The 16,293-nt window shown below is 67.7% G+C and carries 11 protein-coding genes and 1 pseudogene; all 12 read right to left on the reverse strand.

Annotated features, from left to right (window positions below):
- Positions 1-29 precede the first annotated feature (29 nt).
- The 12 genes and pseudogenes from eccCb to fmt all read right to left on the reverse strand — a co-directional run bounded on the left by eccCb (position 30) and on the right by fmt (position 16,247).
- Entirely contained in the window at positions 30-1,205 is a 1,176-nt protein-coding gene (gene eccCb / locus D9V32_RS05245; RefSeq protein WP_342772568.1) for a type VII secretion protein EccCb, read from the reverse strand.
- The gene (locus tag D9V32_RS16605) at positions 1,133-1,969 is read right to left on the reverse strand and encodes an FtsK/SpoIIIE domain-containing protein (protein ID WP_342772567.1); all 837 of its coding nucleotides are present in this window, start codon (positions 1,967-1,969) and stop codon (positions 1,133-1,135) included. Before D9V32_RS16605 ends, eccCb begins: the two co-directional genes overlap by 73 nt.
- 166 nt (positions 1,970-2,135) lie before the next feature.
- Positions 2,136-2,903, reverse strand: a pseudogene (locus tag D9V32_RS16610) (serine/threonine-protein kinase); the annotation flags it as partial.
- Positions 2,904-2,960: 57 nt separating this feature from the next.
- Entirely contained in the window at positions 2,961-4,265 is a 1,305-nt protein-coding gene (locus D9V32_RS05255) for a thymidine phosphorylase (RefSeq protein WP_121647843.1), read from the reverse strand.
- 111 nt (positions 4,266-4,376) lie between these two features.
- Positions 4,377-4,784: a cytidine deaminase gene (locus D9V32_RS05260; RefSeq protein ID WP_121647844.1), complete on the reverse strand. Its 408-nt coding sequence runs from the start codon at positions 4,782-4,784 to the stop codon at positions 4,377-4,379.
- A 2-nt stretch (positions 4,785-4,786) separates the two neighbouring features.
- The gene (locus D9V32_RS05265) at positions 4,787-6,118 is read right to left on the reverse strand and encodes an ABC transporter permease (protein WP_121647845.1); all 1,332 of its coding nucleotides are present in this window, start codon (positions 6,116-6,118) and stop codon (positions 4,787-4,789) included.
- The gene (locus D9V32_RS05270) at positions 6,115-7,569 is read right to left on the reverse strand and encodes an ABC transporter permease (RefSeq protein ID WP_245982063.1); all 1,455 of its coding nucleotides are present in this window, start codon (positions 7,567-7,569) and stop codon (positions 6,115-6,117) included. The genes D9V32_RS05265 and D9V32_RS05270 overlap by 4 nt, the downstream gene beginning before the upstream one ends.
- Positions 7,566-9,101, reverse strand: coding sequence for an ABC transporter ATP-binding protein (locus D9V32_RS05275; RefSeq protein ID WP_121647847.1), 1,536 nt, complete (start codon positions 9,099-9,101; stop codon positions 7,566-7,568). Before D9V32_RS05275 ends, D9V32_RS05270 begins: the two co-directional genes overlap by 4 nt.
- Before the next feature lie 127 nt (positions 9,102-9,228).
- A complete protein-coding gene (locus D9V32_RS05280; RefSeq protein WP_121647848.1) occupies positions 9,229-10,311 on the reverse strand; it encodes a BMP family lipoprotein in 1,083 nt (360 codons plus the stop codon).
- Positions 10,312-10,712: 401 nt separating this feature from the next.
- On the reverse strand, positions 10,713-13,532 hold the full coding sequence (locus D9V32_RS16565; RefSeq protein WP_183086186.1) for a PT domain-containing protein: 2,820 nt from the start codon (positions 13,530-13,532) through the stop codon (positions 10,713-10,715).
- Positions 13,533-13,641: 109 nt separating this feature from the next.
- Entirely contained in the window at positions 13,642-15,270 is a 1,629-nt protein-coding gene (locus D9V32_RS05290) for an RsmB/NOP family class I SAM-dependent RNA methyltransferase (protein ID WP_121647849.1), read from the reverse strand.
- Positions 15,267-16,247 carry a methionyl-tRNA formyltransferase gene (gene fmt, locus D9V32_RS05295; protein WP_121647850.1) on the reverse strand — a complete coding sequence of 327 codons (981 nt, stop codon included), beginning with the start codon at positions 16,245-16,247 and terminating at the stop codon, positions 15,267-15,269. The genes D9V32_RS05290 and fmt overlap by 4 nt, the downstream gene beginning before the upstream one ends.
- Between the last annotated feature and the right edge of the window lie 46 nt (positions 16,248-16,293).

Below are 16,293 nucleotides of genomic sequence, written 5' to 3' on the forward strand. Positions count from 1 at the left end.
GAGACCCGCCGGTCCCGGTGCGTATGACGCTAGTCGGTGCCGCTCTCCATTTCGTGGAGGGTCGCCGAGTGCGCGAGCTGCGCGATGAAGTATCCGCGCTCCCTACTGATGACCTGTGCGTGGCCCGGCACGGCGGGCATCGCCTTGATCTTGCCGATCAGCTGGCCCTCCTCGGGGTTTCCGCTCAGCAGGATGCCGGTGACGCCGAGGTCGGTCATGCCCTGCAGCACGGGATCGTAGGCCGCGCGGGAGGCTCCGCCGGAGCGCCGCGTCACGATCACGTGCAGCCCGACGTCCGCCGCCTGGGCGAGCAGCTGCGAGAGCGGGGCCGCGGGGTTGCCCTGGGAGGTTGCGACCAGGTCGTAGTCGTCGATCAGCACGAAGCCCTCCGAGCCGCTCCACCAGCTGCGGGCGCGCAGCTGGTCGGCGGTCACGTCGGGTCCTGGAAGCCGGCCTCGGAAGAACTCGACCAGCTGCGAGATCGAGGCCATCGTCTGCTCGTGACCGGTCATATACGCCCCGAGGTATTCTTCGGGAATCTCGCCGAGGTTTGCCCGACGATAGTCGATCATGAAGATCCGCGCCTCCCCCGGCCGATAGCGCCGGACGATCTCGCGAATGTAGCCGCGCAGCATCGTCGACTTTCCCGAACCGGAGTCGCCGTAGAGGAAGAGGTGCGGTTCGGCCCGTGGGTCGAGGCCGAAGGGTTCGAGCGAGGCCTCGTCCACGCTCAGCTGCAGCAGGGCGGGGTGTGTTGCGGGGTGCTGGTGCAGCTGCTCCATCGGCAGCAGTTCGGGAAGTAGGCGCAGCTTGGGGCCGGGTTCGCGCACCCAGGCCGAGGCCGTCTTGTTCACGAGGTCGTCGACGCCGGAGCTGAGGCTGCCCGAATCCGGGTCGCCATCCACCCGCGGCAGTGCCGTGAGCATCTGCAGCGCCGAGGGGGCGAGACCTCGGCCAGGGCGGTCCGCGTTGACGTTTCCGGCGGCCTTCCGATCCACCTCGGAATTGGCCGCGTCGCCGAGTCGTAGCTCGATTCGCGAGCCCAGGAGGTCCTTCAGGTTCGGGCGCACCTCAAGCCAACGCCCCGCGGTGATCACCACGTGCACGCCGTAGCTGAGGCCGCGGGCGGCGATCAGCTGGATCGGGGTTTCGAGTGATTCGAAGTCGCTGCGTACGGTGCCGATTCCGTCGATGATGAGAAAGATGTCGCCGTAGCCGTCATCGGCCCCGCCGGCCGCACGATATCGGCCTCGGTGCGGGTCGCGAGGCCGGCAATGTGCGGGAGGTCGCGCATGCCGGAGAAGCTCCCGCCGAAGTCGATCACGAAGAACTGCACCTCGAGCGGCGTATGGCGCAGCGAGAGCGCGGCCACCAGGGTGCGTGCGAGCGTGCTCTTGCCCGAGAGCGGTCCGCCGACGATCGCGAGGTGCCCGGCCGCGCCGGAGAGATCCACGGTGAGGGTGTCTCGACGCTGTTCGAGCGGGACGTCGACGATGCCGAGCGGCACCGTCAGCGGGTGCACCGCACGCCAGCTCGGCGAGTGCAGCCCGAGCTCGTAACTGACCACGAGTTCGCCCATGAGTTCGTCGAGGGTGGGCGGAATTTCGAGCGGCGGGAGCCACACCTGGTGCGCGCTCATGCCGCTCTGCGACATCCGCTCGACCGCGAGATCAAACGTGCTGCGCTTTTCGGGCGGCGCACCCTCGGCCGCGCCCTCGGCGGGGACGGCCTCCTCAATTCCCTCCACCTCCTCGGGCTCCTCGATCAGTACCGGCGCCGCGGTGAATGCGCTGATGCGCACCGGCGCGGCCGGGGAGCCGTCGGCGGCGGTCTCGACCTGACGCTTGATCGCCTTGGGCGGGCCGGACACGTAGGCCGCCCGAAACTGCACCATCTCGTCGGTGTTCGCCTTGAGGTATCCCCCGCCGGGTTCGCTCGGCAGGTGGTAGGCGTCGGGAACACCGAGCACGCTGCGGGACTCGGCCGCGGAGAAGGTGCGCAGACCGACACGGTACGAGAGATAGGTGTCGAGCCCCTTGAGGCGGTGCTCCTCGAGCCGCTGTGAGGCGAGCAGCGAGCTTTTCCCGGGTATTCCCCGCCCGGTCGGCGGCCTCGAAGGGTGACCGGCCGGCCGCGAAGGTGTAGATGGTCGCCGCGAGCGACCAAATCTCACTCCTGACGGTACCGGAAACCCGGGTGTCCACCACCTCGGGGGCTGCCCAGGGATAGGACAGCGCGATCTGAGTGCCCGGATCCACCGCCCCGCGCACCTCGGCGATGCCAAAATCGGCGAGTACCGGTCGCCCGAGCGTCGTGACCAGCACGTTCGACGGCTTGAGATCCCGGTGCAGCACACCGCTGCGATGCGCGGTCTCGAGCGCGCCCGCGAGGCGAACCCCGGCATCGAGGATCTGTTCGAGCGTGAGCGGGGTGCTGCCGCGCATGCGCGAGCGCATCGAGTCCGGGCAGTACTCCATCGCGATGTACGCCCGGCCATCGGCGGAGATACTCGCCTGATAGATCGAGACGATCGACGGGTGCACGCTGAGGCGCGCCATCACGTCGGCCTCGGCCTCGAACTGGCGTCGGGTGGAATCGGTGTGGCCCACACCGTTCAACACCTTCACCGCGACTACCCGGTGTGGCATGTCCTGCTCATAGAGGAATACCTCGGCAAAACCGCCGGAGCCTAGCGGGCGAACATAACTATAGCCGGGTATTACCGGAGGGCTACTCGGAGTGCGGGTTGACACCAGATTCTCCTTCGAAGGTGAGGAGCACAAACTCCGAAGCCTTATCCTGGCTCCCCGGAAATGCGCTGCGCGGGCTGCAGCCGCAATCTTTCCACGGCAGCGAAGCCGGTCGCCGCCATACGCCGTTAAACGCATCCGCCCGCGTCGCATCAAGCGTCGCGGGCGGTGCTCCGAGCCCAAAAACAGGCCGAGGAAAGGGTGTCTGGGCTAGCCGATCTTCTCGGCGATTAGCGCGGGTGGGGTCCAGCCCGCGGCGTCCGCGGAGATCTCAAACGCACCCTCGACGGCCTCGAGCGCGCGCTCAAAGCGCGCGGGCTCATCGGCCGCGAGGGTGAACAGCGGGTCGCCCACCCGCACGGTGTCCCCCGGCTTTGCGTGCAGGTCGACGCCGGCGGCGTGCTGCACGGGATCCTGTGCCCGCGCGCGACCGGCACCGAGCCGCCAGGCGGCAATGCCGAAGGGCAGGGCGTCCTGTCGGGTCAGCACACCCGCGGTTTCGGCGTACACTGTGTGGGTTTCGCGGGCAACCGGGAGCGCGGCATCGGGATCGCCACCCTGACCCGCCACGAACGCACGCCAGGTGTCCATCGCGCGGCCGTCGCGCAGCGCGGCCTCCACGTCGGCGTCCGGCTGTCCGGCCAGGGCAAGCATTTCCTTGGCGAGTGCGACGGTGAGCTCCACGATGTCGGCGGGGCCGCCACCGGCCAGCACCTCAAGGGACTCCCGCACCTCGTTGGCGTTGCCGATCGCGAGGCCCAGCGGGGTGTCCATCCGGGTGAGCAGCGCGGTTGTGTTGACGCCCGAGTCGCGGCCGAGATCCACCATGGTCTGGGCGAGCTCGCGGGCACGATCGAAGTCGCGCATGAAGGCACCGCCACCGAACTTGACGTCGAGAACCAGCGAGGCGGTGCCCTCGGCAATCTTCTTCGACATGATGCTCGAGGCGATCAGCGGGATGGAGTCCACCGTGCCGGTGATGTCGCGCAGCGCGTAGAGCTTCTTATCGGCGGGCGCGAGATCCGCGCCGGCCGCGCAGATCACGCCGCCCACCTCGCGCAGCAGGCGGGTCATCTCCTCGGGTTCGAGATCGGCACGCCAGCCGGGGATCGCCTCGAGCTTGTCGAGGGTACCGCCGGTGTGGCCGAGGCCACGGCCGGAGAGCTGGGGTACGGCCACACCGAAGCTGGCCACGAGCGGCATCAGCGGCAGGGTGATCTTGTCCCCCACCCCACCGGTCGAATGCTTATCGGTGGTGACCTTGCCCAGTCCCTCAAAGCTCATCCGCTCACCCGAGTTGATCATCGCGTGGGTAAGGTCGCGGATCTCGCGGCGGTCCATGCCGTTCAGGAAAATGGCCATGGCCATCGCGGCCATCTGCTCCTGACCCACGTAGCCGCGGGTGAAGGCGTCGATCAGCCAGTCGATCTGCGCGGTGTCCAGCGTGCCCGCATCGCGCTTCTGACGGATGAGGTCTACGGCGTCAAAGGCCTCGACGGCGTTGGGGATGGTCATGCTCACTCCTTTGTGTGTTCCGGGTTTTTCCGGGGACTGGATGCCACACAGCGGCGGCCCGATCGTGTCGGGTCGCCGCTGTGAGGCACTGTGAAATTGTGGTGGTGATGGCTACTCGCCGGCGTACTCCACGAGGGTGCGCGGGCCGAAGGCGTCGGGCAGAACCTCGTCGATGGTACGAATGCCGGAGAGGGTGTTCAGCAGCATGCCCTCGGCCGAGTGCTCAAAGAGCAGCTGGCGGCAGCGGCCACACGGCATCAGCACGGCGCCGTTTCCGTCCACGCAGGCGAAGGCGACGAGCTTGCCGCCACCGCCCATGATGAGGTCGGAAACGAGCGAACACTCGGCGCACAGGGTCACCCCGTAGCTGGCGTTCTCGATGTTGCAGCCGGAGACGATCCGGCCGCTGTCGGTGATCGCCGCGGCGCCCACCGGGAACTTCGAGTACGGGCTGTAGGAGCGCTCCATGGCGGCCACGGCGTGCGCGTGCAGGGCATCCCAATCGATGGCGTCAGACATCACTATCCCTTGATGTAGGGCTTGCCGGACGCCGCCGGGCCGACGGACTGACCGACCAGGCCGGCCACCGCGAGGATGGTGACCAGGTAGGGCAGCATGAGCATGAACTCGCTCGGCACCGGCGAACCGACGGCCGCGAGGACGTTCTGCAGGTTCGATGCGAAACCGAACAGCAGGGCGGCCAGGGTAGCGCGGATCGGGTCCCACCGACCGAAGATCACCGCAGCGAGGGCGATGAATCCGGCACCGGCCACCATCTCCTTCTGGAACGAGCCCACCGACACCAGGGTGAAGTAGGCACCACCCAGACCGGCGATGGCACCGGCGAGCGAGACGTTCCAGAAGCGGGTGCGGGCCACGTTGATACCCACGGTGTCGGCGGCCTTGGGGTGCTCACCCACGGCGCGCAGGCGCAGGCCCCAGCGAGTCTTGAACAGACCGAGGAAGACCAGCGCAACAACCACGTACATGACGTAGACGAGGGCCGACTGGTTGAACAGCACCGGGCCGATCACGGGAATCTCGCTGAGACCCGGGATCGCGACCGGCGACAGACGCGGCGCGGTGTTGAGGGTTTCGGCGTCCTTGGTCAGTACCGAGGAGTACAGGAACGAGGTGAGGCCGGTGACGAGCACGTTCAGCACCACACCCACGATGACCTGGTCAACGAGGTACTTGATCGCGAAGGCAGCGAGCACGAAGCTCACCAGCACACCGGCGACCATTGCGGCCACGAGGCCCGCCCAGGGGCTGCCGGTCAGCGAGGCAACCATCGCCGAGCAGAATGCTCCGGCGAGCAGCTGGCCCTCGATCGCGACGTTGACCACGCCCACACGCTCGGAGATTACGCCACCCATGGCACCGAAGATCAGTGGCACGCTGAGGCTCACGGTACCCAGCAGGAGGCCGGTCACCGGAACGTTGTTGCCCACCATCGCCCAGGCGAGGAAGGCCACCATGAATGCCAGGGCGAAGACGATGACCGCGGCGGTCGTGATCAGGCGGCGGGTGCGCGGAGCCAGACGGCCGGTCTGCAGGGTGACCCACACCACCAGGGCGGTGAGGAGCACGAGCAGGATGGTGACGACGGTGCCGGTGGTCGCGGCATCGACGTGCCAGGTGGGCAGCGTGATCAGGTCGTCAGCACCGGACCAGCGGAAACCGGTCTGGCCGTGACGCGGGAACACCACGAACAGGATGATCGAGACCACGCTGAACAGCGCCAGCGCAATCGCAGCCTTCCAGCTACGCAGTTCCTTCTTTTCCAGCACCTCACTTATCGCGGCATCCGCCGCTGGGGTTACGGTCTGGGTGTTGCTCTGCTGCTCGCTCATGCCGAGACCGCCTTAGAGTTACGTCGCAGCGGGCGACGGGTCAGCTTGCCGTCCGGTGCGGGAATGAAGAAGATGGCGCGGATCAGCGGGGGCGCGGCGATGAACAGCACGATGAGCGACTGTACGACGCCCACGATGTCCACCGAGACACCCTCGGAGGCCTGCATCGCAAAACCACCGGCCTTGAACGCACCGAACAGGATGCCGGCGGCGAAGATGCCCCACGGGCGCGAGCGTCCGAGGAGAGCCACGGTAATGGCGTCGAAGCCGATACCGGCGTCGATACCGGAGGTCATACCGTCCGGCGTGGTGCCGAGGATCTGCATCACACCGGCAAGACCAACCAGACCACCGGCGAGAGCCATGGCCCACACGTAGGTGTTCTTCACGTTGACACCGGCGACCAGGGCGGCGTTGGGGTTGGTACCCACCGCGCGGAATCGGAAACCGGTGCTCGAGCGGTTGAGCAGCCACCAGACACCGGCGGTTGCGACGGCGACGATGATGAAGCCCAGGTGCAGCTTGTAGTTCGGGCCGAGAATCAGCGGCAGCACCGCGGATTCCAGGATGGCCGGCGACTTCGGGTTGACCGAACCGGGTGCCTGCAGCAGGCCCGGGGTGCGCAGCATGAAGGAGATCAGGTAGAACGCGATGTAGTTCAGCATGATCGTCAGGATCACCTCGTGCGCGCCGGTGCGCGCCTTCAGGAAGCCGACGATACCGCCCCAGATCGCACCGGCGGCGAGACCCGCGAGGATCGCGACGGGGAGGTGGATCCACATCGGCATCGGGAAGGAGAAACCCACCCAGCCGGCGGCCGCGGCGGCCACCAGCATCTGGCCGCGGCCACCGATGTTGAACAGGCCCACGCGGAACGCGAGCCCCACGCCGAGACCGGCCGCGATCAGCGGTGTTGCGTAGGTGAGGGTATCGGTCAGCGGGCGAATGCCCGTGGCGAAGTCGTCCTTACCGAAGTTGTAGACCGCGCCCTGGAAGAGCGAGCCATAGGCACCGGACACGGCGGTCCACACGGCACCGAAGAAGTCTCCGGGCTGAGCGAAGAAGTACCCGGCGGTTTCCTGTACCTCATCATTGGTCAGTGCGATCATGATGCCGCCAATGATGAAGGCAATCAGCACGGCCAGGAACGAGAGAACGACCGGGCCGTTCATGATCTCGCGCAGCACGCGGTTGGAGGCGGGCTCCTCCTCGCCGGGCGTCGCCTCGGCCGGTGCCGCGGTCTTCGTTGCGGTTGCGGTCGCGGCGGCGGCGGCAACCGGAGCGCCACCTACGGGCGCCGATACGGCCTCGCTGGGCACCGGCTCGGTCTCGAGGGCGGCCACCACGGCCTCCTCAATCTCGTGCGCGTGCTCGGCCTCCTGGCGGCGACGCTCGGCGCGGGTAGCGGGCTGCTCCGCCTCGTTTTCGGGGTTCATGGGCTCCTCGTTCACGCGGTCACCTCGTGGGCGGCCTCGGGGGCTTCGGTGTGGCGTTCGCCGGCCATCATCAGGCCGAGAACCTCACGCGGGGTGTTCGAGGGCACGATGCCCACGATCTCACCCCGGTACATGACGGCGATGCGGTCGGCGAGCGCGACCACCTCGTCCAGTTCGGTAGAAACCACGATCACGGGCACGCCCGCATCGCGGGTGGCCACCATGCGCTTGTGCACGAACTCGATCGAACCCACGTCGATACCGCGGGTTGGCTGCGCGGCCACAAACAGCTTGAGGTCGCGGCTCAGCTCGCGAGCGAGCACAACCTTCTGCTGGTTTCCACCGGAGAGCTCGCTCGCGAGGGAGTTAATACCGCCCGAGCGGATGTCGAACTCGGTGCGCTTCTCGGTGGCGAACTCATCGCGGAACGCGCGCTGCACGTTGCCGGCCTTGACGAAGGGCTCACCGGTCGAGCGGTCAAGCATCAGGTTTTCGGCGATGCTGAACTCGGCGATCAGGCCGTCGCGGTTGCGGTCCTCGGGAACGAAGCCCACTCCGGCATCCAGGATCGTGCGCACGCTGCGGCCCAGGATCTCGGCGCCGTTCAGCGTGATGCTTCCGGACACCTTGTTCTGCAGGCCGAGGAGCGCCTCGGTGAGCTCGGTCTGGCCGTTGCCCTGCACCCCGGCGATGGCGAGAATCTCGCCCTCACGCAGATTGAAGGACACGTCGTTGACCACCTTGAGGCCGTTTTCATCGAGCACGGTGAGACCCTCGACGCGCAGCACCTCGGCACCGGGCTGAGCCGGTTCCTTGTGCACGGTGAGGTCCACCGAGCGGCCCACCATGAGGGCGGCCAGGTCGGCGTTACTCGCGGTCGGTTCTGCTTCGCCCACGATCTTGCCGAGGCGAATCACGGTGATCGCATCGGCGACCTCGCGCACCTCGCGCAGCTTGTGGGTGATGAAGACGATCGAGCGGCCCTCGGCGCGCAGCTGCTGCATGATGGCCATGAGCTCGTCGGTTTCCTGCGGGGTCAGCACGGCGGTCGGCTCGTCGAAGACCAGGACGCGGGCATCCTGAGACAGCGCCTTGATGATCTCCACGCGCTGCTGCACACCCACGGGCAGGTCACCCACGCGTGCGTCGGGGTCCACATCGAACCCGAAGCGAGCGGAGATATCGCGGACGCGCTGACGCGCCTCCTTCATCTTGAGCACACCGGCGAAACCGGCCTGCTCGTGACCGAGGATCACGTTTTCGGCGACGGTGAAGACGGGTACCAGCATGAAGTGCTGGTGCACCATGCCGATGCCGGCACGCATGGCGTCACCGGGACCGGCAAATTCCTGAACCTCATCGTCCAGGAGAATTTCGCCACCGTCGGCCTGGTACAGGCCGTACAGTACGTTCATGAGGGTGGACTTGCCGGCGCCGTTTTCGCCGAGCAAGCAGTGGATCTGGCCGGGCTCAACCACGAGGTTGATCCGGTCGTTTGCGGTGAAGTTACCAAATCTCTTGGTGATCCCGCGAAGTTCGAGTTTCATTCTGTCCTTCTCAGTACAGCGAGGTACTAGGCGAAATTGGCCGGGGTCTGGCCGAATAACGGGGCACGCGCCCGGGGGAACGAATGGTGTTTCGCTCCCCCGGACGCGGCTGTACTACGTGCCGAAATTACTTCTTCGGCGAGGAGGGCGAGACGACGGGGATCGAACCGTCGATGATGCCCTTCTTGATGGTTTCCAGCTCTTCCTTCAGCTTGGGGTCAACCTTGCTGTCGTAGTCGTGGAACGGTGCCAGGCCAACGCCGTCGTTTGCCAGGGTGCCGATGTAGGCGGTGGCGTCGAACTTGCCCTTGCCAGCCTCGGTCACGATGGAGTCGGTACCGGACTTCATCTGCTTCAGAACCGAGGTCAGGTACAGTTCCTTGGCGGCGGGAGCGGTCTCGTACAGGTCGGCGTCGACACCGATCATGACGACGTCCTTCTTGGAGTCCTTGATCGCGGTGATGGCGGACTCGAAGACCGGGCCACCCACGGGCATGATGACGTCGGCGTTCTGCTCGATCAGACCGGCGGCAACCTGCTTGGCGGTGTCGTTGGCCTTGAAGTCACCGGTGAACGAACCGTTCTGTGCGTCAACGTCCCAGCCGCGGACCTGAACGTCCTTGCCCTTCTGCTCGTTGAAGTACTTCACGCCGTCGGCGAAGCCATCCATGAAGATGGTCACGGTCGGGAGCTGCATACCACCGAAGGTGCCGACAACGCCGGTCTTCGAGTAGCTGGCGGCGGTGTAGCCGGCGAGGAAGGAGGCCTCGGCGGTGTTGTAGATCATGTGCTTGACGTTGGGCAGGTCAACCTGGTTGTCGTCGAGGGTTACGAAGTGGGTCTTCGGGTTGGCGGTCGCGGCAACCTTGGTGGCGTCCGAGAGCTTGAAGCCAACGCTGAAGATGATCGAGCAGTTCTGGTCTACCAGGCTGGTCATGTTGGGTGCGTAGTCGTCGTCCTTGTCCGACTGTACGTCCTTGTACTTCACCCCCAGCTTCTTAGCGGCCTCGGTCAGGCCCTCAAAGCTCGACTGGTTGAACGACTTGTCGTCGAACCCACCGGAGTCGGAAACGATGCAGGGCAGGAACTTGCTGTCGGCTGCGCCGCCCTCAGCAGGCTTGCTGGGCGCCTGGCCACAACCGGCGAGAAGCACGATTGCTCCCAGTCCGGCAATACCTGCGGCTGCCGCCTTACGAACGGAAATAGTCACGGATTAGACCTCCAGAATGCGTCCTCGCCGATCGCGAGGGTCTGTGCCAAACGTTACCTAATGTTTCGCGCATAGTGGACCCTATCTCCGAGCCCGAAACATAAGTGTTACATCCGTGCTATGGACGGTGAGTGGACAACCGGCGAATTCTCGGGAGTTTTGAGCGTAAAACGCATAACGTCCCACCCTCGATAAAATCTGACCCTCCTCGGCGTGTCGTCCTCTTGGGGGACACTCACAGGTGTTTGGGAAATTATCAGCGTTCGCCTAGCCCGCACTCGGGATTGGTTCAGCTGCCACCCTAAACACGCATCGCCCCCGGAATCATGATTCCGGGGGCGATGCGTTTTTCGATGTCACACACGAGCACGGTGGCTCAATCGCGCGGTCAGGCGGGGTGGTTACGCCTCGCTGCGACGGCGTGCGCGAGCCGCGATCAGTGCACCCAGCGCGAGCAGCACACCTGCTCCCAGAAGCGGCAGTACGGGAGCGGCTCCGGTGTGGGCGAGACCCCCGTCGGAACCGGGCTGTGCCGATGAGGTGCCCTCCGCTGTCGCACCGGGAACCGACGTCTCAGCGGGGCTCGACGTCTCAGTGGGGCTCGTTTCCGGGCTCGACGGATCGGTCGGGGTACCCGGCTCGGTCGGCTGCTCACTCGGCTTCTCGGTGGGCTTCTCGGTCGGCTGCTCGGTGGGCTTCTCGGTCGGCTTCTCGGTGGGCTTCTCGGTCGGCTGCTCACTCGGCTTCTCCGACGGAGTACCCGGATCCACGACCGCACCCACGGTGATCAGCACGGGCGCGGTGGTCACCGAGAACTCGTCGCCACCCGGAAGCACCGGGACAGTGCCGGACACGACGGCGCGGAAGCTCGCTCCGGAATCCGCCTGCGACGCGGTGAAGCGCAGCGTGGCGGAATCGGCGCCGGGGATGGCCGACCACAGCGATGCCAGGCCGCGCAGGCGCAGCTCGGGCGCACGGCGCTCCCAGCGGTAGGTGAGGCCATCTCCCTGGGCAGCAACGGTGAGCGCCACCTCATCGCCAGCCTTTACGGTGCCGGTCGGTGCCGCGGGCTGCCCGGTGATCGCCGCGGCGTTACCCACGGTCAGGGTTGCGGGCTCGGAGTACACGGTGGGCTCGGATCCCACGCGCGCGGCCACCCGGTAGCGGTCGCCGGAGTTCGCGGCGGTGTACGCCACGCGCAGCTGCGGGCCGGAGGCCGCGAGGTCGACCCACGCTCCCCCGTTCACGCTGCGCTGCCAGTTCAGCGTGGGCAGCGGCGAGGAGGTAATCCCCGCGGTAAACACGGCCTCGGCCGCGCCGGAGGCCGGGGTAACCGGAGCCACGACGCTCCTGGGCTGAGTCGTCACGACCGGCGCGGTGATCGGGCCGGTGGGGAGGGCAATCGCGGCGTCCAGGCTGCGATCTCCCGCGGTCGCGCTCAGAAGCACGGCCGAGTAGTCCACTCCGGGCGTCAGGGAGTTCGCCGCGGGGCGAAGGGTGCGATCGAAGTAGCCGTTGGTGATGTTCCAACCGGGGCCAATCTCGACCCGGTTGATCGCGTTCGTGGCGAGGTAGTCGGCTCCACGGGCGTTCCACTCGGCCGTCGGCACGATGCCAAAGACCAGCTCGCCGGTGGGGGCACCAAAGCCCGCACCAACCACGTCGATGTTGTGAAGCTTGGTGACGTCAAAGGTCGAACCGACCGGGTGCGACTCCACGTTCAGGCGCAGGGTCGGGGTAGCCGGAACCGGCAGTACCGTGAACCCACCCACGCTGCTCGCAACTCCCGGCCCGACGCCGTTGCTTGCGATGGTGCGGTAGCGCGTGCCATCCCAGTCGGCGGGCACGGCCTCGACGATCATCGCGCGCGAATCGAGCAGACCATCGCCGGGAAGGACGTTGACCCAGGTGGCACCACCATCACGGCTGAGCTGCGGGGTGTAGGTGGGCGTCGGGTATCCCGAGAAGCCCGAGGTAACGAACGCACGTTGGCCGGCATAGACCACGCGCTCCCGGGGCGTGAGGTCTTCGACCGGGGCCACGGGATCCTGCACCTCCACGGTCGCTTCGCGCGTATTGGCGGTGAGCTTACCGGCGCTCACCTGCAGGCGATAGGACGTCTTGTTCCCCTTCTTGAGATCGGGGAGCACGAGGGTCGGCTCGGTAGCCCCCTCAAGGTCGGTCCAGGGTCCCAGCCAGCTCGGGGCGGACTGCCACCGGTAGGTCATCGGGACGTTGGTGGTCGCGGCGGCCGTCAGCGTCACGGTGTCGCCGGTGAGCGCCTGCACGTCACGCGGCTGCTGGGTGATACGAATCGGCTGGATGTCCGCATAGTCGGGCAGCCCGCCGGCGAGGTGCAGCGTCACGCCGTAGGGGACCTTCTTCGCATCGCCCGATCCACCACTGGAGTGCCAGTAGGTGGTCAGACCCGAGCGGTAGTGGAAGTCCACCATGTCGGTGGGCCAGGCACCCCACCCGGTGGGATTTCCAGCTTTGGTGGCGGGCGAAATCGCCGAGGTGGCACTGCGACCGGAGGCCGGGTTCTTGGGGTCGTTGAGCGGGAAGTAGTCGACGCCCGCATAGCGCGGGGTCGAGGTGATCGTATTGCCCGCGATGCTGACGTTGTCCAGCTCAAGGATGGTCGCGTTCTTCACCGGAGTCAGCGGGGTGATCGCGCCCGATCCGCCCGGGTCTCCGGCCGAACCGCCGAGGGTTGCCCGGATCACACCGTGACCGGCGGCATCAACATCGAGTACCGGATCCTTGACGTACCAGGGCACCAGGCCGCCGTAGGAGTACACGGTGAAGGCACCGGTCCAGGCGATGTGCGCTTCACCGGTGGTGGCGTTGTACTGCCCGGTTCCGGCGGTAAACAGCGCGCGCTGACGGGAGTCCTCCCCCATCATCGGCAGGCAGCGGTTCTCGCGGGTGACCCGGAGCGCCTCATCGCTGGCACCGCGCTTGAGGAGGGTCACGTTGCCCTCCACCGAGCGATAGTCGGCGTCGGTGCCGTTGGCGATGCCGGCGACAAAGTACGAGCAGGCACCGCTGTTGCTGGTGCCCTGGGAAACCGCGTTGACCCCCCACTCGAGGGTGGCGGTGGAAACGGGGGTGATGTCGTCGGGTGCGGCGAGTGCCGGGACGGCACCCACCCCGCCGGCGATCAGTGCGAGGGACACGCCGGCGGCGCTCCACGCGGAGAGTGTACGAGAAATTGGCACGGTAGCTTCCGGGTCAAATAACGGGGGACGGTTAAGCATAGCCTAACCTTACCTAGTTAATCGACCCGGAACAGTTTGCGCGTGCTTTCTCCGCGCCGGGGCCCGAACGCTAGCTCGCCCGCTCCCCCACCCGCAGCAGCGCGATGAACATCGCGTCGGTGCCGTGGCGGTGCGGCCAGAGCTGCACGGTGGAGCCCTCGCCCACGATCAGGCCTTCGCCGAGATCCAGCGGGCTCTCGGTGATTTCGGCCAGGATCGCCTGGGTGTCGAGCAGGGTAACGTGCGGGTGACGGCGCAGAATCTCGGTCACGACACCGCGGGTCTCGGCGATGTGCGGCGAGCAGGTCACGTAGGCGAGCAGCCCGCCGGGCGCGGTGCCGGCAACCGCCGAGTGCACGAGATCGAGCTGGATCACGCCGAGCTCGGCAAGGTCCTTCGGGGTCTTGCGCCAGCGCGCCTCGGGCCGGCGACGCAGCGCGCCGAGGCCGGTGCAGGGCGCGTCCACCAGCGTGCGGGTGAAGGCCTGTGGGTGTCGCTCGCCCCAGTCGCGGGCATCCGAACGGCTGACCTCGACCTCCTCGGGCAGTACCGCCAGCGCGCGGCGCACGAGCTCCGCGCGGGCCGGGACCACCTCGTTGGCCAGCAGCGTCGCACCCGAGTTCAGGGCCTCCGCCGCGAGCAGTACGGCCTTGCCACCGGGGCCGGCACACAGGTCGCTCCAGGCCTCACCGGGCTCAATCGCCCGGGCACGGCTCAGTGCGAGGGCCGCGAGCTGCGAGCCCTCATCCTGCACGCGAATCAGGCCGCTCGCCGCGCGAATCACGGCCTCGGGGTCTCCCCCGCCGAGCGTAAACGCGAGCGGAGAGTAGGCGGATGCCTCGGCCACGGCCGGGCGCTCGGCCCGCTCGGGCAGGGCGATGTAGGTCACCTTCGGGGCCTCGTTGTCGGCCGCGAGGGCGGCCTCGAGCTCGTCGCCGCGGCCCTCGGCACGCAGCGACTGACGCAGCGAGCGCACGATCCACTCGGGGTGCGAGTGCAGCAGGCTCAGGCGCTCATCCTCGGTCTTTGCCGAGGCCGCGACGCGCTCGCGCCACTCCTCGGGCTCGGCACGGGTGATCGCGCGCAGCACGCCGTTCACAAAACCGGTGGAGGAGCGCGATCCCACCTCGCGGGCCAGCGACACCGACTCGTTCACGGCCGCGTGCGCGGCCACGCGGGTGCCGAGGATCTGGTGGACGCCGAGGCGTAGGACGTCGAGGATTTCGGGGTCGATCTGATCGGCGGCGCGGTTGGCGGCCAGCTCGATCACGCGGTCGTAGTAGCCGCGCAGGCGCAGGCTGCCGTAGCAGAGCTCGGTGGCGAGGCCCGCGTCCGCGGAGGACAGCGCGGCCCGGCGGATCGCGGTGGGCAGCAGCAGGTTGGCGTACGCGTCATCGGCGCGCACGGCCACGATCACGTCGTAGGCCACCCGGCGGGCGGGCTGGACGGCGTCCCCGGCGCGATCATCCCGTGACGGGGCATGGCCGGGGCGACGCTGACCGCCACCGCGGGGTGCGCGGCGCTCACCGTTGCCAGAGCGTTCGCCCGCGGAACCGCGGCGGTCGCCGCTACCGTTGCCCGAGCGCTCGGGTGATCCGCTTCCCGGTCCACGGCGGGCGGGGCCGTTACCGCGGGGGCCGCGTCGCTCGGGGCCACGGCCCTCGGGGGTGCCGCCTGGGCGTCCGTCGTACTCGCTCATCGGGTTTCCCCCTCGGTAGAAGTTGCAGAAGTGTCGGTGGTAAGCGCGGCCCGGGGCGTTGGGCTCGCGCCAAGGCCGCGCCACCAGGAGCCGGCATCCATGGCCTGCTTGCCCGCGGGCTGAACCCGAACGAGCTCAAGCGCGCCATCGGCGCACCCTACGAGCACGCGCTTGCCCACCAGGCGAATCTCGCCCGCGGCCAGCGCGATCGGTTCCGGCTGGGCGGCCAGGTCGGCGCGGGCAGCACGCAGAATCTTGAAGCGCGCGCCGTCCACCAGGGTGAAGGCACCGGGCTCCGGGGTCACGCCGCGGTAGCGGCCGTAGATCGAGGCTGCGGGTGCATCGAAGGCGAGGAAGGCGTCCTCCAGGCCGAGCTTGCCGGCGAAGGAGGGCTCCCCCACCTGCACGGCGGAGACGGCGCTGCCGCCGGCGATGGCGTCCACGGTGCGTGCCAGCAGCGCGGCACCGCTCTCGGCCAGCGCGGCAAGGAGCTCGCCCGCGGTGATGTCGGGGGCCACCGCGTGCGTTTCGCTCGCGATGATCTCCCCCGCATCCAGCTCGGCAACGAGACGGAAAATATCGGTGCCGATTTCGGTGTCACCGTTGATCAGCGCGTGCTGCACGGGCGCGGCCCCGCGCCAGGCGGGCAGCTTCGAGAAGTGCAGGTTGATCCAGCCGTGCTTCGGGGAGGAGAGCAGGGGTTCGCGAATGAGACCGCCAAAGGCCACAACGACGCCGAGGTCGGCCTCGATCGCGGCCAGGGCCTCACCGGTTTCGCCACCGAGCCGCGCGGCGCGGGTGGTCGGCACGCCGGCCTCCTCGGCGCGGGCCGCCACGGGCGAGGGGGTGAGCACGCGCTTGCGGCCCAGCGGAGCATCCGGCCGCGTCACGACGTGCACCACCTCGTGTGGGCCCGCGAGCAGAGCCTCAAGGCTCGGCAGGGCCACCTCGGGGGTGCCGGCGAAAATGATCTTCACGGTTGAAACTCCTGGTCTAGTTGCGCTGCGGGGTGTGATGCGGGGC

This window comes from Mycetocola tolaasinivorans, assembly GCF_003667565.1.
GTDB lineage: Bacteria > Actinomycetota > Actinomycetes > Actinomycetales > Microbacteriaceae > Mycetocola > Mycetocola tolaasinivorans.

Bases quoted from the DNA above. Each gene is read 5' to 3' on its own strand.
- D9V32_RS05255 (WP_121647843.1), bottom strand. From the start codon at position 4,265: ATGACCATCCCCAACGCCGTCGAGGCCTTTGACGCCGTAGACCTCATC.
- D9V32_RS05260 (WP_121647844.1), bottom strand. From the start codon at position 4,784: ATGTCTGACGCCATCGATTGGGATGCCCTGCACGCGCACGCCGTGGCC.
- D9V32_RS05265 (WP_121647845.1), bottom strand. From the start codon at position 6,118: ATGAGCGAGCAGCAGAGCAACACCCAGACCGTAACCCCAGCGGCGGAT.
- D9V32_RS05275 (WP_121647847.1), bottom strand. From the start codon at position 9,101: ATGAAACTCGAACTTCGCGGGATCACCAAGAGATTTGGTAACTTCACC.
- D9V32_RS05290 (WP_121647849.1), bottom strand. From the start codon at position 15,270: ATGAGCGAGTACGACGGACGCCCAGGCGGCACCCCCGAGGGCCGTGGC.